The organism is Henriciella marina DSM 19595, assembly GCF_000376805.1.
Lineage (GTDB): Bacteria > Pseudomonadota > Alphaproteobacteria > Caulobacterales > Hyphomonadaceae > Henriciella > Henriciella marina.
Map to the genome: position 1 here is coordinate 3,221,496 of NZ_AQXT01000002.1, position 15,754 is coordinate 3,237,249.

Below are 15,754 nucleotides of genomic sequence, written 5' to 3' on the forward strand. Positions count from 1 at the left end.
CCAGCCTCAATATAGCATGCGAGCCCCGGCGGCTCTAGCTTTTTTGCCTGTGCGTTCGCAGCTGCGTTGACGATGACGGATCAAAGGGGGCCTTGAGGTAAACCCAGGCTGGCGGCGCCTCGAATGGCAGCAAGGCGGCATCGCGCTCGGGAAGCCTGTTGGCGGCATAGCGTCTGGCGAATGGGGATCGAAGGGCGCGGGGTCCTGCATTCGGCCTCGAGACGACGCAAAGGGGCAGGGCCGCAGCGACGGTCTGCCAGTTCTTCCAGTCGTGAAAGTTCTGCAGGCTGTCGGCCCCCATCAGCCAGACGAAGTTTGCTCGCGGGCAATTGGCCGCAAAGCCGCGCACGACATCTGCCGTGTAACGCAGGCCCGCCCAGTGTTCGAAATCGCTGACAAACATGCGCGGGTGATGCCCGATAAGCTCGCGCACTGCATGAACCCGGTCATAGAAATCTGCGGGCTCGCTTTTCAGCGGATTTCCGCGCGCGGGCAGCCAGTACACCCAGTCGAGATGAAGCCGCTTCATGGCTGTTATCGCAACGTGCCGATGGCCTGAATGGGGCGGATCGAATGAGCCCCCGAAAAGGCCGATGCGCTGGTCGGTCTGTGACGGGGGCAGTGTGCGCACAGGCGGCAGGAATGGGACTGTGGAATTACTCACGCGGCGCGGCTATGGGCGCGTCTGGCCGTTACCGCGAACGACATATTTGAATGTCGTCAGCTGTTCGGCGCCGACGGGGCCGCGGGCATGAATGCGGCCTGTAGCGATGCCGATTTCCGCGCCCATTCCGAACTCACCGCCATCGGCGAACTGGGTCGACGCGTTGTGTAGAACGATCCCTGCATCGACCTCACGAAGGAAGCGTTCGGCCGTCGATGTGTTCTCGGTGATGATGCACTCGGTATGCCCGGTGCCATAGCGCGAGATATGGCCTAGCGCCTCGTCCAGCCCTTTCACAATCCGGACCGAGAGGATTGGCGCAAGATATTCCGTGCGCCAGTCTTCTTCCTTTGCGGGGGTCATGTCGGGCAGGATTTCGCGAGCAGCGGCATCGCCGCGCAGCTCGCAGCCGCCATCGCGAAGCGGCGCTGCAATTGCAGGAAGAAGCTGACTTGCGACCGTTTCATTGATCAGCAGGGTTTCCAGCGCGCCGCAGATACCTGTGCGCCTCAGCTTGGCATTGTAAACGATATTGATGGCCTTCTCCGCATCGGCATCGCCATCGACATAAGCGTGGCAGAGGCCTTCGAGGTGACCGATGACAGGGATGCGGGCCTCCTCCTGGACGCGGGCAACCAGACCCTTGCCGCCGCGAGGCACGACGACGTCGAGATTGCCGCCGAGACCCGTTAACATATGGCCGACGGCTTCGCGCTCACGCGTCGCGACAAGCTGGATGGCATCGGCGGGCAGGCCTGCGCCTTTCAGCCCGGAGCGCAGCGCCGTTGCGATCGCGAGCGCAGAATTGAGGCTTTCGCTGCCAGCGCGCAGGATCGCGGCATTGCCTGATCTGAGGCAGAGCGCCGATGCGTCAGCCGTCACATTCGGACGGGATTCGTAGATGATGCCGATCACGCCGAGGGGCGTGCGCACGCGTGAGATGTCGAGACCAGATGGCACGGTCCAGTTCGCAATGGTCTCGCCGACCGGGTCTGGAAGGCCGGCAATCTTGCGAACCGCATCTGCCGTGGCGCGCGTGCGCTCTGGCGTCAGCAGCAGCCTGTCGAGCATTGCATCGCTCAGGCCTTTTTCCTTGCCGGCCGCCATGTCGCGGGCATTGGCCTTCAGAATGTCCTCGGTGGACGTCTCCAGGGCATCAGCCATGGCCAGAAGGCCCCTACTGCGGTCCTCACCGCCAAGATGCGATAGCCTTGTCGAGGCGGCGCGTGCGCGCTGCCCCATTTCCAGCATCGTATCGGCAAGGCTGGTTTCGGAAGATTGCATGATGCGTGTCATGTCTGGCTGTTTGCCGGAAAGCAGCAGGGCGCGCAAGACGGGCTCCTGGCAGGCGACTTTGCCGCAGGCCTGCTCGGAGTGCTTCAGCCGCGCCAGAAGCGGGCTGTCATCAGGGTAAAGACGGAAACGAATTCAAGGCGGCCAAGCAGCATCGCGGTCAGGCAAACCCATTTTGCGGTCTCGGGTATGTTCTGGAACGTTCCCGATGGGCCGATCTCCGGGCCGAGCCCCGGGCCGACATTCGAGACGCTCGTCGCGGCACCCGAAATCGCAGAAAGCGCATCCATGCCGGTCATCGAGAGAAGGATCGCGGCGATGATGAAGGTCGCCATATAGAGAAAGACAAACACCATGACCGATTGCAGCGTGTCGGAAGAAACGACGCGCCCGGCATAGCGCACACGCACAATGCGGTTCGGGCGAACGATCTGGGCGGCATAGGCGGCGACAGCCTTGAAGCTGATCTCCAGCCTGAACATCTTGATGCCACACGCCGCAGACCCGGCGCACCCGCCGAGAAAAGTGGCCACCAGAAAGATCACAACCACCGGTTTGCCCCAGGTGTCATATGGCGCGGACGCATAGCCCGTTCCCGTCATGATCGAGATGATGTTGAACAGCGCCTGCCTGAAGCCATGGAAGACGTGGTCGAAAACGGGCGGGTCGACGACCGCCTCATGCCAGATGACGATGACGAGCGAAAAGAGGATCGCGACCCAGAAATAGAGCCTGGGCTGGGGGTCGCTGATGAAGGGGCGCCATCGCCCGTGCAGGATCGCCAGGGTCAGCAGGCTGAATGGCAGGCCGGCGACGAACATGAAGAAGGTCGCCGCATAGGCGGCCGGCGTATCGCTGAAATAGGCAAAGGAGGCGTCATGCGTTGAATATCCGCCCGCCGACATCGTGGTCATGGAATGGGCGATGGCATCGAAGGCCGTCATTCCGCACGCAGCATAGGTGATGGCGCAGACCACGGAGATGATCAGATAGACGATACCCGTCTGCGCCGTGATTTCAGTAATGCGCGGCAGGAATTTGCCGGACATATCGGAGCTTTCGATCTGGAAAAGTTGCATGCCGCCAACGCGCAGCATGGGCAGGATCACGATTGCGGTCACGATAATGCCGATGCCGCCAATCCATTGCAGGATGGCGCGCCAGAGAAGGATACCGCGCGGCGTGGAATCCAGCCCCGTCAACACGGTGGCGCCGGTTGTGGTCAGACCGGACACCGCCTCGAACATGGAATCGGTGAAGCTCATCCCGTAACTGATGAAGGGTATGGTCGCGATCAGGGGCAGAGCGATCCAGATCACCACGGTCAGCAGGAACGCCTCACGCGCTCCTGTCGAGGGAGGCGCGCCGCCCGACAGGACGGCGAGACCTGCGCCTATCAGAATGCTGACCGCTGCAGAAACCAGGAATATCGGCCATTGATCGGACCGGTCTGCGATGTCGAGCAGCGCTGACGGGATCATGGCGGCGCCGAGCAGGGCAACCATGATGCCTATGGCAAATATGACAGCTCGAATCTGCATCGCCGGGAGGCTTTAGCATCGATTGTGGGGCCGGGCCGCGATTTTCTTCATGACGGCAAGGCATTGTCCGGCGACCTGCGCAAGCTGTGCACAAATCGAGGTTGGCCTGTAAAAACTTCTGCGAGTTTTCCGACAAAAGTTAACAGCCGGTAAATGAATATTTTTCAACGATCTATCGCATAAGCCAGTAATTCGGACGGTAGTCTGTTCCATTTTATTCGGCTTATGTTCTTGTTCTGGACATATGTGGGTGCCGCGAATCACCAGCTCTCCCCATTGGTGCCCTGACGCTCCCATGCTATCCCAATTCATGCTTAGATTGTCCCAATTCCTGGGGTGATGGGTCCAAGGGAAACGTGGCTGGTGTTTGTCTCCTCCTATGAAACGGCGCTCGACGCGAAGGGGCGGGTCTCTGTGCCCGCCTCCTTCCGCGCAGCGCTTGGAGGGGGCTCGCGCATATTCGTCTGGCCGGCCATGGACGGGTCTGGCTGTCTTGAGGGCGGCGGAGACGAGTTGATGGCGGTCTACCGCCAGACGCTGGCGCGCATGGCCCCAACAGATCCGCATCGCCGCGCCTTCATGCATGCGATCTTTACGCGCTCCGCCGACCTTAAAATGGACGATACCGGCCGCATCACATTGCCAGCGAGCCTGCTTGAGGCGGCTGGCATTACCAAAAAGCTCGTCTTTGCGGGCGCGTTCGACCGGTTCCACATCTGGGAGCCGTCGCGCTTTCACGCCTTCGATGAAAAGATGTCCCAGACCGCGCTCGACAATCAGAGCGCTCTGGATGAGCCCTTTCAGAAGGCGCTGGAGGCCGGCAATCTCCCGGACGTTGCGACAAGCCGCGCGGGAGGTGGCTGATGGGTCACGTTCCGGTTCTTCTTGATGAGGTCGTGGAAGGTCTTCGCCCGCAGGCAGGCAACATTATCGTCGATGGCACGCTCGGCGGGGGCGGCTATACACGTGCAATCCTCGCGGCGGCGGACTGCCGCGTCATCGGCATCGACCGCGACGAGACAGCCATCGCGAGGGCAAATGCGTCCTCCGAATATGATGGGCGCCTTATCCCAGTCCTTGGGTGTTTCGGGGACATGGCGGCGCTCGTGGCTGCTGCGGGCCATGACCAGGTTGATGGCATTACCCTAGATCTCGGTGTCTCATCCTTTCAGATCGACGAGGCCGAACGCGGCTTTTCGTTCATGCGCGACGGACCGCTGGACATGCGGATGGGCAAGGAAGGACCATCGGCGGCTGATGTCGTCAATTCACTGCCGGAAAAGGCGCTTGCGGATATCATCTTCCGTCTCGGCGAAGAAAAGCAGTCGCGCCGCATCGCGCGGTCGATTTCTGCGCGCCGTCTTAAGGCTCCATTCACCACAACCCTCGATCTTGCAGCTCATATAGAAGATGCAATGGGCGGGCGCCGGGGCGCGCGGACGCATCCAGCGACCAGGTCATTTCAGGCGATCAGGATGTTCGTCAACGATGAATTGGGAGAGCTCGCAAGAGCTCTGGATGCCTGCGAGGCAGTGATGAGGCCAGGAGGCCGGCTCGCCATTGTGACTTTCCACTCGTTGGAGGACAGAATGGTCAAGCAGTTCTTGAAGGAGCGGGCTGGCCAGACGGGAGGTGGTTCACGCTACCTGCCTGCGCCAGAAGCCGGCCGTACGCCAAGTTTCGAACTCACCCAGAGAAAGCCGATCGAGCCATCGGAAACAGAGACGCGCGACAATCCACGCGCGCGCTCGGCCAAGCTTAGGCTGGCTGTGCGTACGGATGCGCCGGCCTGGGGCGAGCCCGTCGATACAGGGCTCAACCTGCCGGATCTTGCCAGCGTGGAGGCGTCATCATGAGCCGCCGCGCATTTCTGGTCGGGCTGGGCATCATGGCCCTCCTGATCTTCAGTCTCTACCGGGCCAAATACGGCGCGCGCGACAGCGCCGACCAGATCGCCGAGATCGAAGCCGAGATCGACGAAGCCGTAAGCGAGCGCATGATCCTGCTGGGTGAGCTAAGCCACCTGTCGCGGCAGGAATGGGTCGAGGAGTATGCCCGCAATCAGCTTGGCATGGTGCCGCCGCGCGCCGACCAGTTCATTCGTGAGCAGGATCTTCCCCATGTCCTCGGTCCCGTCGATGAGATGAATGTTGCAGGCCAGGATGGCGAGCCAGGCAGTGCTCGGCATGGGGGCGAGCGATGAGCGACCTGGCTATCGTATCAGAGGCTGAAAGATCGGCGCTTCGCGCACGGCTCGTCTCGCTTGCACTATGTGTCGGCTTCGCGGCTGTCACCATGAAGGCGGGACTCGTCGCGCTTGCCGGGCCATCAGGCCAGAGCGGGGTTGCGCAAGTCTTCGAAGAGCCTGTTCGCCGGGCCGACATCGTCGACCGCCACGGCGTACTTCTGGCAACATCCGTCAACGTCTATTCGCTCTTTGCTGATCCACGCGCCATCTGGGAGCCGCAAGTGGTTGCCGAAGGCATTGGAAGCGTCTTCCCGGACATGGATGTCGATGCGCTGACCGCGCGCCTCTCCGACAACAGCCGCGCTTTTGTCTGGATCAAGCGCGGGCTGACACCGCGCCAGTACAAGGCCGTCTTTGAGCTTAACCTCGAAGGCCTTGGCTTTCGCGAAGAAAACCGCCGCGTCTATCCGCGACGCTCGCTTGCAGGCCATGTGCTTGGCTATGCCGGGACGGACGGGCAGGGTCTGGCGGGCGTCGAGTATGCCCTCGATGAAAAGCTTGCCGCTGGCGGCGAGCCGCTTCGGCTGACCATCGATTCCAGTATTCAGCACATGCTGGAAACAGAGCTTTCTACCGCAGCGGTCGAGTACGAGATCGAAGGCGGCGCGGGGATTGTCCTCGATGCGCGCCGCGGTGAGGTGCTCGGTCTGGCGAGCTGGCCGCCAATCGATCCAAACCGCGCCCATACGCTTGCCGGCGATGACCCGTCGCGGACCAATCGCGCGGTCAATTCAGTGTATGAGCTTGGATCTGTCTTCAAGCCGATCACGGTGGCTGCCGGCATCGATACCGGCGCAATTCGTCCCTCCGACAATTTCGACGTCGAAGAGCCAATCGTCATCTCCGGCCGCAGGATTTCCGACTCTCACCGTATCCCCGGGCCGCTTTCCCCGTCGCAGATCGTCTCGGAAAGCTCGAATATCGGCACGGTGAAAGTCGCTCTGATGCTGGGGGCACGCCGCCAGCAGGATATCCTCCAGAACCTCGGCCTGTTTGATCGCTCCACGGTCGAGCTTGCCGGAAGCGCCGACCCGATTGTGCCGTCGCGGTTCGACGATATCCACGCAGCGACGGTCAGTTATGGCCACGGCATCGCCGTCTCCCCCGTCTCGTTCGCGGGCGCATTCGGCATGTTTGCTAATGGTGGGGAGGTGGTTGAGACGACCATCATCGCTGACCATGAAGGCGAGCGCGGCGTCCGCCGTGTCGTTTCCGCACCAACCGCCGCACTTGTCACGCAGATGCTGCGGGAAGCTGTGGTGGACGGGACGGGTGGGCAGGCGGAAGTCGCCGGATACCGTGTGGCCGGGAAGACCGGCACCGCCGAAAAACCGGTCGCGGGTGGCTATTCCGACAATGCCAATATCGCCTCCTTCGCGGCGGTCTTTCCCTCAGATCGTCCTGAATATGTCGTATTGATCGTGCTTGACTCGCCCAAGGCCGCTGTCGGCCGCGGACGCACAGCGGCCTGGAATGCCGCGCCAACCGCAGGCCGGGTCATCGACCGGATTGCCCCCTCGCTGGGTGTCGAGCCGAGATTTGATGATCCGGGTAGCTATGAGAGCCCGCTCGTACGCTCTGTGGCGGAGAGAAGGAATTCACTATGAACCTTGCTGCCCTGTTCCCCGGAAAGACTGTGCCCGCAACCCTTGAGGTGACGGGCCTTACCGCTGACAGCCGCAAGGTCGCGCCGGGCTTTGTCTTTGCTGCACTACAGGGCGTGGCGGCAGACGGGCGCAAATTCATTCCGCAGGCCATCGAAAAAGGCGCGGTCGCCATCATCGGTTATGACCTGCCTGATACCGGCAGTGCGGTCGCCATAGAGGTCGATGAACCACGCCTTGCGCTGGCACTGGCATCGGCAGCGTTCTATGCGCGCCAGCCGCAGCACGTCGTGGCCGTCACCGGCACGAACGGGAAAAGCTCGACCGTCGATTTCCTCCGCCAGATCTGGGAAAGCGCCGGCATCACGGCGGCGTCGATGGGGACGCTCGGCGCAATCGGGCCGCAAGGCCATATCGACCTTGGCCACACCACGCCGGACCCGGTTGCGATCCATGCGACGCTGGCAAAGCTTGCCGATCAGGGCGTCACCCATTGCGCGATGGAGGCCTCCTCGCACGGGCTCGTCCAGTATCGCCTAGATGCGGTGAAGCTGACGGCAGGCGCCTTCACCAACCTCACCCAGGACCATCTCGATTACCATGCGGATATGGATGACTACCGCGCCGCAAAGATGCGCCTCTTCACAGAGCTTCTGCCAGCCGGTTCGCCCGCCATCATCAATGCTGACAGTACTGAGCGCGCCGCCTTCGAGGCCAGTGCGAAAGGGCATGGTCTCAAGCCTGTCTCGGTCGGGTGGCGCGGAGACGATCTGAAGATTGCCGAGCTGATGCCGAAGGCGACGGGCCAGACCCTGTTCCTGAGATGGCGCGGCGAGGAGGTCGAGGTCGACCTGCCGCTGATCGGTGAGTTCCAGGCCCTTAACGCGCTGACCGCCGCAGGCCTCGCCCTGTCGCTGGGCGCGAGCCTCGATGGTGTCTGCAAAGGGCTTTCCGGGCTGAAGACCGTAAAGGGGCGCCTCGAATTTGTTGGCGAGACTGCTGAGGGCGCAGGCGTCTTCGTCGATTATGCGCACACGCCAGACGGGCTCGACACGCTTATCCGCGCAGCGCGTCCGCACACGGCTGGCCGCCTCTTCGTGATTTTCGGTTGCGGCGGCGACCGCGACCGCAAGAAACGCCCGTTGATGGGCGAGGTCGCCGTGAAGCAGGCCGATGTCGTCATCGTCACCGATGACAATCCACGCTCGGAAGACGCCGCAGAGATCCGCAAGGCGGTGCTGGCCGGGGCGAAAGGCGCCGAAGAGATCGGCGATCGCGGAGAGGCTATCCGCCGCGCCGTCTCCCAGCTTGAGGCAGGCGATACGCTGCTCATCGCTGGCAAGGGCCACGAAACCGGACAGATTGTCGGCGATACGGTGCATCCCTTTTCTGACCAGGACACCGCGCTTGCGGCCCTGAAGGGGCGTGCATCATGACGGCACGCCTCTGGACGTCAGATGAGATCGCGGCCGCGACTGGCGGATCAGCGAGCGCGCCGTTTGAGGCGGCCGGGGTCTCTATCGATACGCGCTCGCTCGCGCCCGGCGACATTTTCGTTGCGTTGAAGGATGTGCGCGACGGGCATGAGTTTGTCGCACGCGCGTTTGAAGCTGGCGCCAGCGCCGCGCTGGTCAGCCGCAAGGTCGAGGGCGTCTCGGGCCCGCTGCTCATCGTAAATGACGTCATGACGGCGCTGGAAGACTGGGGGCTTGCAGCAAGGAAGCGTGCCACCAAAGCCCGCCGGATCGCGGTGACGGGCTCTGTCGGCAAGACCAGCGTCAAGGAAATGATCGCCCGCATCTTTCGCGGGCAGGGGCCAGCACACTGGTCGGTAAAGAGCTTCAATAATCACTGGGGCGTCCCGCTGACGCTCGCGCGGATGCCTGCCGGCACACAGAATGCCGTCTTCGAAATCGGCATGTCGACGCCCGGCGAAATCGCGCCGCGCTCAAACATGGTCGCGCCGCATGTCAGCATCATCACGCGGATCGCCCCGGCCCACCTTGAGGGGCTTGGATCCATTGAGGGTGTGGCGCGGGAAAAGGCGGATATCGCGGCCGGGCTTGAGCCGGGCGGGGTCGTTGTCCTGCCCGCGCATGATGAGATGCTGCCTGCGCTGATCGCGCGCGTCAGAGAGCTTCAACCGAATGCCCGCTTTGCGTTCTTCGGCCCCAAAGATGCATGCAAACAGGCCGAACAAACCCATGGCGCCGCATCTGTTGCCATCGTGGACGCTTACAACACCGTCAAAGGTGCCAGCCAGATCGACGTGTCCCTCAATTCGGACACCCTAAGCGTCACCATCGACGCGGTTGGCCGTCACTGGGCGGATAATGTCGCCTGCGCCTCGCTGGCAGTCTCCCTCGCCGGGGGTATTGATATGCAGGGCGCCGCTGCCGACCTCTCCGGCTACGCACCTCCTCCGGGCCGGGGCACCGCCGAAATTCTCAAACTGCCAGATGGCGGACAATTCACGCTCATCGACGACGCCTACAATGCCAACCCTGCCTCCATGCGGGCGGCGCTCTCCGGGCTCGCTGCTCGCGACGGTGGCAGGCGTCTCGCAGCGCTCGGCGAAATGCTCGAAGTTGGTGAGACGTCGCAAAAAGAACACAACGCGCTCTCGAAACCTGTAATTGAGGCTGACGTAAGCGCAACCTTCCTTGCCGGGCGCGGAATGCAGGTGCTGCAGGCCTCTCTCGAATCACAGATAGAATCGCATTGGGCCGAGAAAGCTGACGGTCTGGACTCGGCGGTAAAAAACTCGCTGAAAGACGGTGATCTCCTCTTGATCAAAGGCTCGAATGCCTCCGGGATGGGCAAGCTCGCAGACAGGTTGCGCCAGTGGAGCAAGACCGCAGACGAGCAGGTGATGGATAGCGGCCCGGACAGGGCAGCAAGGGGTCGTGATGCTGTATGAGCTTCTGGCAGCGGATGACGGACTTTTCCGTCTTTTCAACTACACGACGTTTCGCACCGGCGGCGCGATTGTCACCGCCTTCCTCTTTTCGGTCCTGACCGGGGACTGGGTTATTGCCAAGCTTCGCCAGCGTCAGGGCAAGGGCCAGCCGATCCGCGATCTGTCGCTCGAGGCCCAGCTTGAAAAGCGCGGCACCCCCACAATGGGCGGTTTCCTGATCTGGATTGGTGTCCTCCTAGGGACCTTCCTCTGGGCCGACCTCAGCAATCCCTACATCTGGACCGTTCTCTTCGTGACGGTCGGCTTCGCCTTCCTCGGTTTCCTCGACGATTATGCGAAAGTGACCAAACAGACCGATGCAGGCGTCTCGGCGCAGGTCCGGCTCATGGTCGAGTTTCTTATCGCCGCCCTCGCCGGTGCTTTCATCATGGGGCTGCACGGCGCCAATACGCCGCTCGGCCATGCTGAATGGGGCCCGCTTAATGATGTGGCGCAGTATATCGCGTCACTGGCCCCTCAGACGTCGCTCGAGCCGAATGATCAGAGCTTCTCTGGTGGCGTCGCTGTTCCCTTCGTGAATGACTATTTCGTCCCGCTGGGCGGGTTCTTTATTATCTTTGCGATGGTCGTCATCGTTGGTTCGGCCAATGCGGTGAACTTCACCGACGGCCTGGATGGCCTTGCCATTGTGCCGGTAATCTTTGCGGGCGGGTCATATGCGCTGATCGCCTATCTGACCGGCAACATCATTTTCGCCGATTATCTCGGCATCCAGTACACGCCGGGCGCCGGTGAGATGGGCGTCCTGCTGGGGGCCATGCTTGGTGCCGGGATGGGCTTTCTCTGGTTCAATGCCTACCCGGCAACCGTCTTCATGGGGGACACAGGCTCGCTTGGACTTGGCGGCCTGATTGGCGTCGTCGCCGTTGCCGTAAAGCATGAGTTTGCGCTCGCCATTGTCGGCGGGCTCTTTGTCATTGAGGCGCTGTCGGTGATGATCCAGGTTGGCTGGTTCAAGATCACCAAGCGCCTCACCGGAACCGGCAAGCGCGTCTTCCTGATGGCGCCGCTCCATCACCACTTCCAGAAAGAGAACTGGCCGGAGACGAAAGTCGTCGTCCGTTTCTGGATCCTGTCGGTCCTCTTCGCCCTTGCGGGCCTTGCCACACTGAAGCTGAGGTAGCCCGCACCATATGATCGCCATTACCGAATATGCTGGAAGAGACGTTGCGGTGTACGGCCTTGGCCGGACAGGCCTCGCGGCTGCGCGCGCTCTGAAAGCCGGTAAGGCGAAAGTCCATGCCTGGGACGACAATGAGGCCTCGCGCGCAAAAGCAGAGGCCGAAGGCATTCCAATCTCTGATCTGAACAAGCGTGACTGGCAGAACTTTGCGGCGCTCGTCCTGTCACCCGGCATCCCCTTTACCCATCCCCAGCCGCATCGCCTGGTTCGTCTCGCGCAGATGACCAATGTGCCAGTTGTCGGCGATATGGAGCTTTTCGCCCGCGCGGTTCAGTCCCTGCCAGAGCGCAGCCGCCCGACAATTATCGGCATCACAGGCACCAACGGCAAATCGACGACGACGGCGCTGATCGGCCATATCCTGAAGGAATGCGGCCTCGATGTGCGGGTCGGCGGCAATATCGGCACAGGCGTGCTGGACCTTGCCCCACTTCACGCCAATGCCTGCTATGTGCTGGAGCTTTCCTCCTATCAGCTCGATCTCGTCAAAAGCCTGCACTGCGATGTGTCAGTGCTGCTCAACATGTCGCCGGACCATCTCGACCGTCATGGCGGCATGGAGGGCTATGTCGCCGCCAAGAAGCGCATCTTCCGCAATCAGGGGCGCGGCGACACAGCCGTCATCGCGGTCGATGACAAGTACACGCAGGCCATCGCGATGGACCTTGCCGGTCGCGGCGACATGCGTCTGGCGCGTGTGTCTTCTGAGTTTGCGCTCGGCCGCGGCATCAGTGCCATTGATGGAAAACTGTTCGACAGCCTTGCCAGCAATGCCGTTCGCGTCGGCGACCTTGGCGAGTCCGCGACGCTGCCGGGCCGCCATAACTGGCAGAATGCAGCCGCCGCCTATGCCACCTGCCGGGCGCTCGGCCTCGATCCGGGACGCATCTTTGCCGCTATCACAACCTTTCCCGGTCTCGCGCACCGTATGGAGCAGGTCGGCCAGATCGACGGCGTGCGCTTCGTCAACGACTCCAAGGCCACAAATGCGCAGGCGGCCGAGCAGGCCCTTCGCGCCTATCCCCGCGTCTACTGGATCGCAGGCGGGCAGGCCAAAGCTGGCGGTATCGATCCGCTCCTGCCGCTTATGGATCATGTTGCAAAAGCCTATCTGATCGGGGAGGCGGCTGACGACTTCGCGCGCTCGCTCGATGGCAAAGCCGACTATGAGGCGACCGGTACGCTGGAAAAGGCCGTGGGCAGAGCGCTTGAGGATGCAAAAGCGTCTGGCGAAGACAATCCCATCATCCTCCTGTCGCCTGCCTGTGCGAGCTTTGATCAATTCAAGGATTTCGAGGCGCGCGGGCAGTGTTTCCGTGAAGCCGTCGAGACGCTTGGCGGGGATGCGCTCCGTCCTGTCATGCGGGAATCGGCATGACGGTATCGGCTGGCAATACGCTTGTCCTGCCGCGGTCAGAGCGCTCAATCGTCACCGAATGGCGCCTAAGCGTGGATTGGCGCATTTTCGCGGCCTCTCTCACGCTTCTTGGTCTCGGTCTGATGCTGTCGCTTGCGGCGGGGCCGCCAGCGGCCGAACGGCTCGGCTTCGATGACCCGTATCATTTCGTAAAGCGTCACTGCGTCTATGCGGCAGGCGCTGCTGTTGTGCTCGTCGGCTCCAGCATGCTGACGCAGGTCTGGGTCCGCCGCGCCGCCGCGCTCATCTTTGCGGTTTCATTCCTGTTCCTGGCTGCCATTCTCGTCGTCGGGTATGAGGCAAAGGGCGCTGAGCGCTGGGTGAACATTGCCGGGTTCACGCTGCAGCCATCTGAATTCGTAAAGCCTGTTCTGATTGTGCTGACCGGCTGGCTTCTGGCCCAGCGGCGCCTGTTTCCGGGCGGACCCTGGGCGCTGATCGCGCTTGTCTTCTACGTTGTGGTGCTCGGCCTTCTGCTGCTTCAGCCGGACGTTGGCCAGTCGGCGCTCCTTACAGCAGCCTTCATCGCTACCTTTTTCATTTCAGGTCTGCCATGGCGCTGGGCGGCAGCGTTCTTCGCGGGCGGTGTCGCGCTGAGCGGTGCGCTTTACGGGCTGCTGCCGCATGTTCGCTACCGGGTGAACAGCTTCATCAACCCATCTGAGTACGACACCTTTCAGATCGACAAGGCCTCAGAAGCCATTGCGCGCGGCGGATTCCTTGGTGCTGGCCCGGGCGAGGGGACGGTAAAGTCCAGCCTGCCTGATGCGCATACCGACTTCATCTATGCCGTGCTCGGTGAGGAGTTTGGCTATGTGGCTGCCCTCCTGGTGATCGGGCTTTATGGCTATATCTGCTGGCGAGGTCTTCGGGCCGCGTCCCGTGTACTTGACCCTTATCCGCGCGCCGCTGCGGCTGGGCTCTTTACGCTTTTCGGGCTGCAGGCGGCCATCAATATTGCGGTCAATGTCAGCCTCATCCCGCCAAAGGGCATGACGCTTCCCTTTATCTCCTATGGTGGCTCCTCGATGATCGGGATTGCGCTGACGCTCGGTCTCGGCCTGGCCCTCATCAGGCGGCAAAGCGTGGCGGCATGGGGCCGGCATGACTGATAAACCTCTTGTCATCATCGCCGCTGGCGGAACGGGCGGGCATATGTTCCCTGCGGCCGCCTTTGCTGAAGAGATGCGGGCGCGCGGCTGGCAGGTCGGCCTGATCAGCGATGCGCGCGGGCTCTCCTATGCGGGCAGCTTTCCAGCCGACTGGAAGGAAGAAGTCGCTGCCGCCAGCCCGAACATCCGCAAGCCATGGACGCTGCCATCCGCTGTCCTGAAAATCTGGCGCGGCATCGGCCGTGCCAACAGTCTGATGAAGTCCAGAAAGCCCGCGCTCGTTGCTGGCTTCGGGGGCTATCCGGCCTTTCCGGCCCTTAGCGCTGCGCGCCGGTGCAAGGTGCCCATAATCGTCCATGAGCAAAACGCGGTTCTTGGCCGGGTAAACCGCCAGTTTGCGTCAAAGGCCGCGTTTGTCGCTTCAGGCTTCCCGCGTCTCGACAAGCTGCCCGCTGGCGTACGACATGAGCCAGTTGGCAACCCGGTCCGCGCGCCGATTGCGGTCATGCGCGACGCGCCATTCCCGCAGACCAGTGGCGACCTGAATATCTTCATCACCGGCGGCAGTCAGGGTGCCCGTATCCTCGGCCAGATCATCCCGCTCGCGATTGCGTTTCACACGCCAGCGCCGCTCCGCGCGCGCCTCAACATCGTCCAGCAGGTGCGCGAGGAACAGCTGGATGAGGTCCGCGCCATCTATGAAGAGGTCGGGCTTCGCCATGAGTTGCGGCCCTTCTTTGCAGACATGCCGGAACGCCTTGCCGCAGCGCACCTGATCATTGCGCGTTCTGGCGCGGGCACGGTCAGTGAGATCGCCGCCGTCGGGCGCCCGTCCATCCTCATCCCGCTCAAGATCGCGATGGATGATCACCAGGCCGCAAATGCCGAAGCCCTCGTCGATGTGGATGCCGCCGATGTGATCCTCGAGGACAATCTCTACCCGAACCTCCTTGGTGAGCTCATCAAGGTGCGGCTGGAGAATGGCGAAGAGCTGGAAACGCGCGCTGCTCGGGCGAGGGAAGCTGGCACCATCACCGCCGCGCAGGATCTTGCCAGTCTGGCTGAGAAGGCTGCGATAAGCTAGGCGGCTGGCCGGCAGGCGTGGGTCTTGTGCATTCTGGCCTGTTTCAACCAGCTCCAGCCAAAAGCCTCGTCGCTGTCGCCATTGGCGCGCAGCCTCTCCAGGCGCCCAAGGGCTTCCTCCAGCGTAGGCTGGTGATGGACTGGTATCCACCACATGACAAAATGCATGTCGCCCATCACCTCGAACCATTCCTTCCGGCGTTCATAGAATTTCTTGTGCACGGTTCCCCAGACGAACTGCTCCAGACTTTCAACGTCTGTCCACACGGTAAGATTTGAGACCTGTCGCGGGTCGCCCCCGACCTTGACCTCGGTATTTCCGGTGCCGGGTTCACCGGAGCCTTCCATCATCCAGACAAAGCCGGGCATCCGCCTGCCGAGCCCGTTCACGAAGTCGAGATTGTCCATGAAATCCTTCACACGCGGATCATCGGTCGGCGCCACAAGACGGCCGACATTGAGTTGGGCGAGATGCATTTCCATCGAGAAAACCTTCGGTTCGACCTGAACCGCTATCCTTCCCGAACTATTTCGTTTTGCAAGGAAAACCCGACCCGATTGCCCTTGAATCGCCGCGTCACAGCCATCTCAGCATGCGGGTGCTTGCCTAATCTGGTCTCCACACGCTA

Annotated in this window: 14 protein-coding genes; 10 read left to right on the forward strand and 4 right to left on the reverse strand. The window is 62.0% G+C overall.

Annotated elements, in window-relative coordinates; translation table 11 throughout:
* Positions 1-34: 34 nt before the first annotated feature.
* From nadD to F550_RS0116085, 3 genes are all read right to left on the reverse strand, one after another.
* A complete protein-coding gene (gene nadD / locus F550_RS18190) occupies positions 35-664 on the reverse strand; it encodes a nicotinate (nicotinamide) nucleotide adenylyltransferase (RefSeq protein WP_233349047.1) in 630 nt (209 codons plus the stop codon).
* Positions 665-673: 9 nt separating this feature from the next.
* Positions 674-1,960, reverse strand: a complete 1,287-nt coding sequence (locus tag F550_RS0116080; protein WP_026180845.1) for a glutamate-5-semialdehyde dehydrogenase — start codon at positions 1,958-1,960, stop codon at positions 674-676.
* 83 nt (positions 1,961-2,043) lie between these two features.
* Positions 2,044-3,498: a TrkH family potassium uptake protein gene (locus F550_RS0116085; RefSeq protein ID WP_040500581.1), complete on the reverse strand. Its 1,455-nt coding sequence runs from the start codon at positions 3,496-3,498 to the stop codon at positions 2,044-2,046.
* A gap of 339 nt (positions 3,499-3,837) precedes the next feature.
* Between F550_RS0116085 and F550_RS18195 the strand changes: the two genes are divergently transcribed.
* The 10 genes from F550_RS18195 to murG are packed head-to-tail and all read left to right on the forward strand — an operon-like array spanning position 3,838 to position 15,126.
* Positions 3,838-4,362 (forward strand): division/cell wall cluster transcriptional repressor MraZ, encoded by a 525-nt coding sequence (locus F550_RS18195; RefSeq protein ID WP_083911050.1) that lies wholly within the window; start codon positions 3,838-3,840, stop codon positions 4,360-4,362.
* Positions 4,362-5,354 (forward strand): 16S rRNA (cytosine(1402)-N(4))-methyltransferase RsmH, encoded by a 993-nt coding sequence (gene rsmH, locus F550_RS0116095; protein ID WP_018149614.1) that lies wholly within the window; start codon positions 4,362-4,364, stop codon positions 5,352-5,354. The genes F550_RS18195 and rsmH overlap by 1 nt, the downstream gene beginning before the upstream one ends.
* Complete coding sequence (locus tag F550_RS0116100) at positions 5,351-5,701, forward strand: septum formation initiator family protein (protein ID WP_018149615.1); 351 nt, start codon at positions 5,351-5,353, stop codon at positions 5,699-5,701. The genes rsmH and F550_RS0116100 overlap by 4 nt, the downstream gene beginning before the upstream one ends.
* Positions 5,698-7,353, forward strand: a complete 1,656-nt coding sequence (locus F550_RS0116105; RefSeq protein ID WP_018149616.1) for a peptidoglycan D,D-transpeptidase FtsI family protein — start codon at positions 5,698-5,700, stop codon at positions 7,351-7,353. The genes F550_RS0116100 and F550_RS0116105 overlap by 4 nt, the downstream gene beginning before the upstream one ends.
* Positions 7,350-8,786, forward strand: coding sequence for a UDP-N-acetylmuramoyl-L-alanyl-D-glutamate--2,6-diaminopimelate ligase (locus F550_RS0116110; RefSeq protein ID WP_018149617.1), 1,437 nt, complete (start codon positions 7,350-7,352; stop codon positions 8,784-8,786). The genes F550_RS0116105 and F550_RS0116110 overlap by 4 nt, the downstream gene beginning before the upstream one ends.
* A complete protein-coding gene (locus tag F550_RS0116115) occupies positions 8,783-10,270 on the forward strand; it encodes a UDP-N-acetylmuramoyl-tripeptide--D-alanyl-D-alanine ligase (protein ID WP_018149618.1) in 1,488 nt (495 codons plus the stop codon). The genes F550_RS0116110 and F550_RS0116115 overlap by 4 nt, the downstream gene beginning before the upstream one ends.
* A complete protein-coding gene (gene mraY / locus F550_RS0116120; protein ID WP_018149619.1) occupies positions 10,260-11,453 on the forward strand; it encodes a phospho-N-acetylmuramoyl-pentapeptide-transferase in 1,194 nt (397 codons plus the stop codon). Before F550_RS0116115 ends, mraY begins: the two co-directional genes overlap by 11 nt.
* A 10-nt stretch (positions 11,454-11,463) precedes the next feature.
* Positions 11,464-12,891 carry a UDP-N-acetylmuramoyl-L-alanine--D-glutamate ligase gene (murD, locus tag F550_RS0116125; protein WP_018149620.1) on the forward strand — a complete coding sequence of 476 codons (1,428 nt, stop codon included), beginning with the start codon at positions 11,464-11,466 and terminating at the stop codon, positions 12,889-12,891.
* On the forward strand, positions 12,888-14,042 hold the full coding sequence (locus F550_RS0116130; protein ID WP_018149621.1) for a peptidoglycan glycosyltransferase FtsW: 1,155 nt from the start codon (positions 12,888-12,890) through the stop codon (positions 14,040-14,042). Before murD ends, F550_RS0116130 begins: the two co-directional genes overlap by 4 nt.
* Positions 14,035-15,126 carry an undecaprenyldiphospho-muramoylpentapeptide beta-N-acetylglucosaminyltransferase gene (murG, locus tag F550_RS0116135; protein WP_018149622.1) on the forward strand — a complete coding sequence of 364 codons (1,092 nt, stop codon included), beginning with the start codon at positions 14,035-14,037 and terminating at the stop codon, positions 15,124-15,126. Before F550_RS0116130 ends, murG begins: the two co-directional genes overlap by 8 nt.
* Here murG and F550_RS0116140 read toward each other — a convergent pair.
* Positions 15,123-15,608: a DUF3291 domain-containing protein gene (locus F550_RS0116140; protein ID WP_018149623.1), complete on the reverse strand. Its 486-nt coding sequence runs from the start codon at positions 15,606-15,608 to the stop codon at positions 15,123-15,125. The genes murG and F550_RS0116140 overlap by 4 nt on opposite strands.
* Between the last annotated feature and the right edge of the window lie 146 nt (positions 15,609-15,754).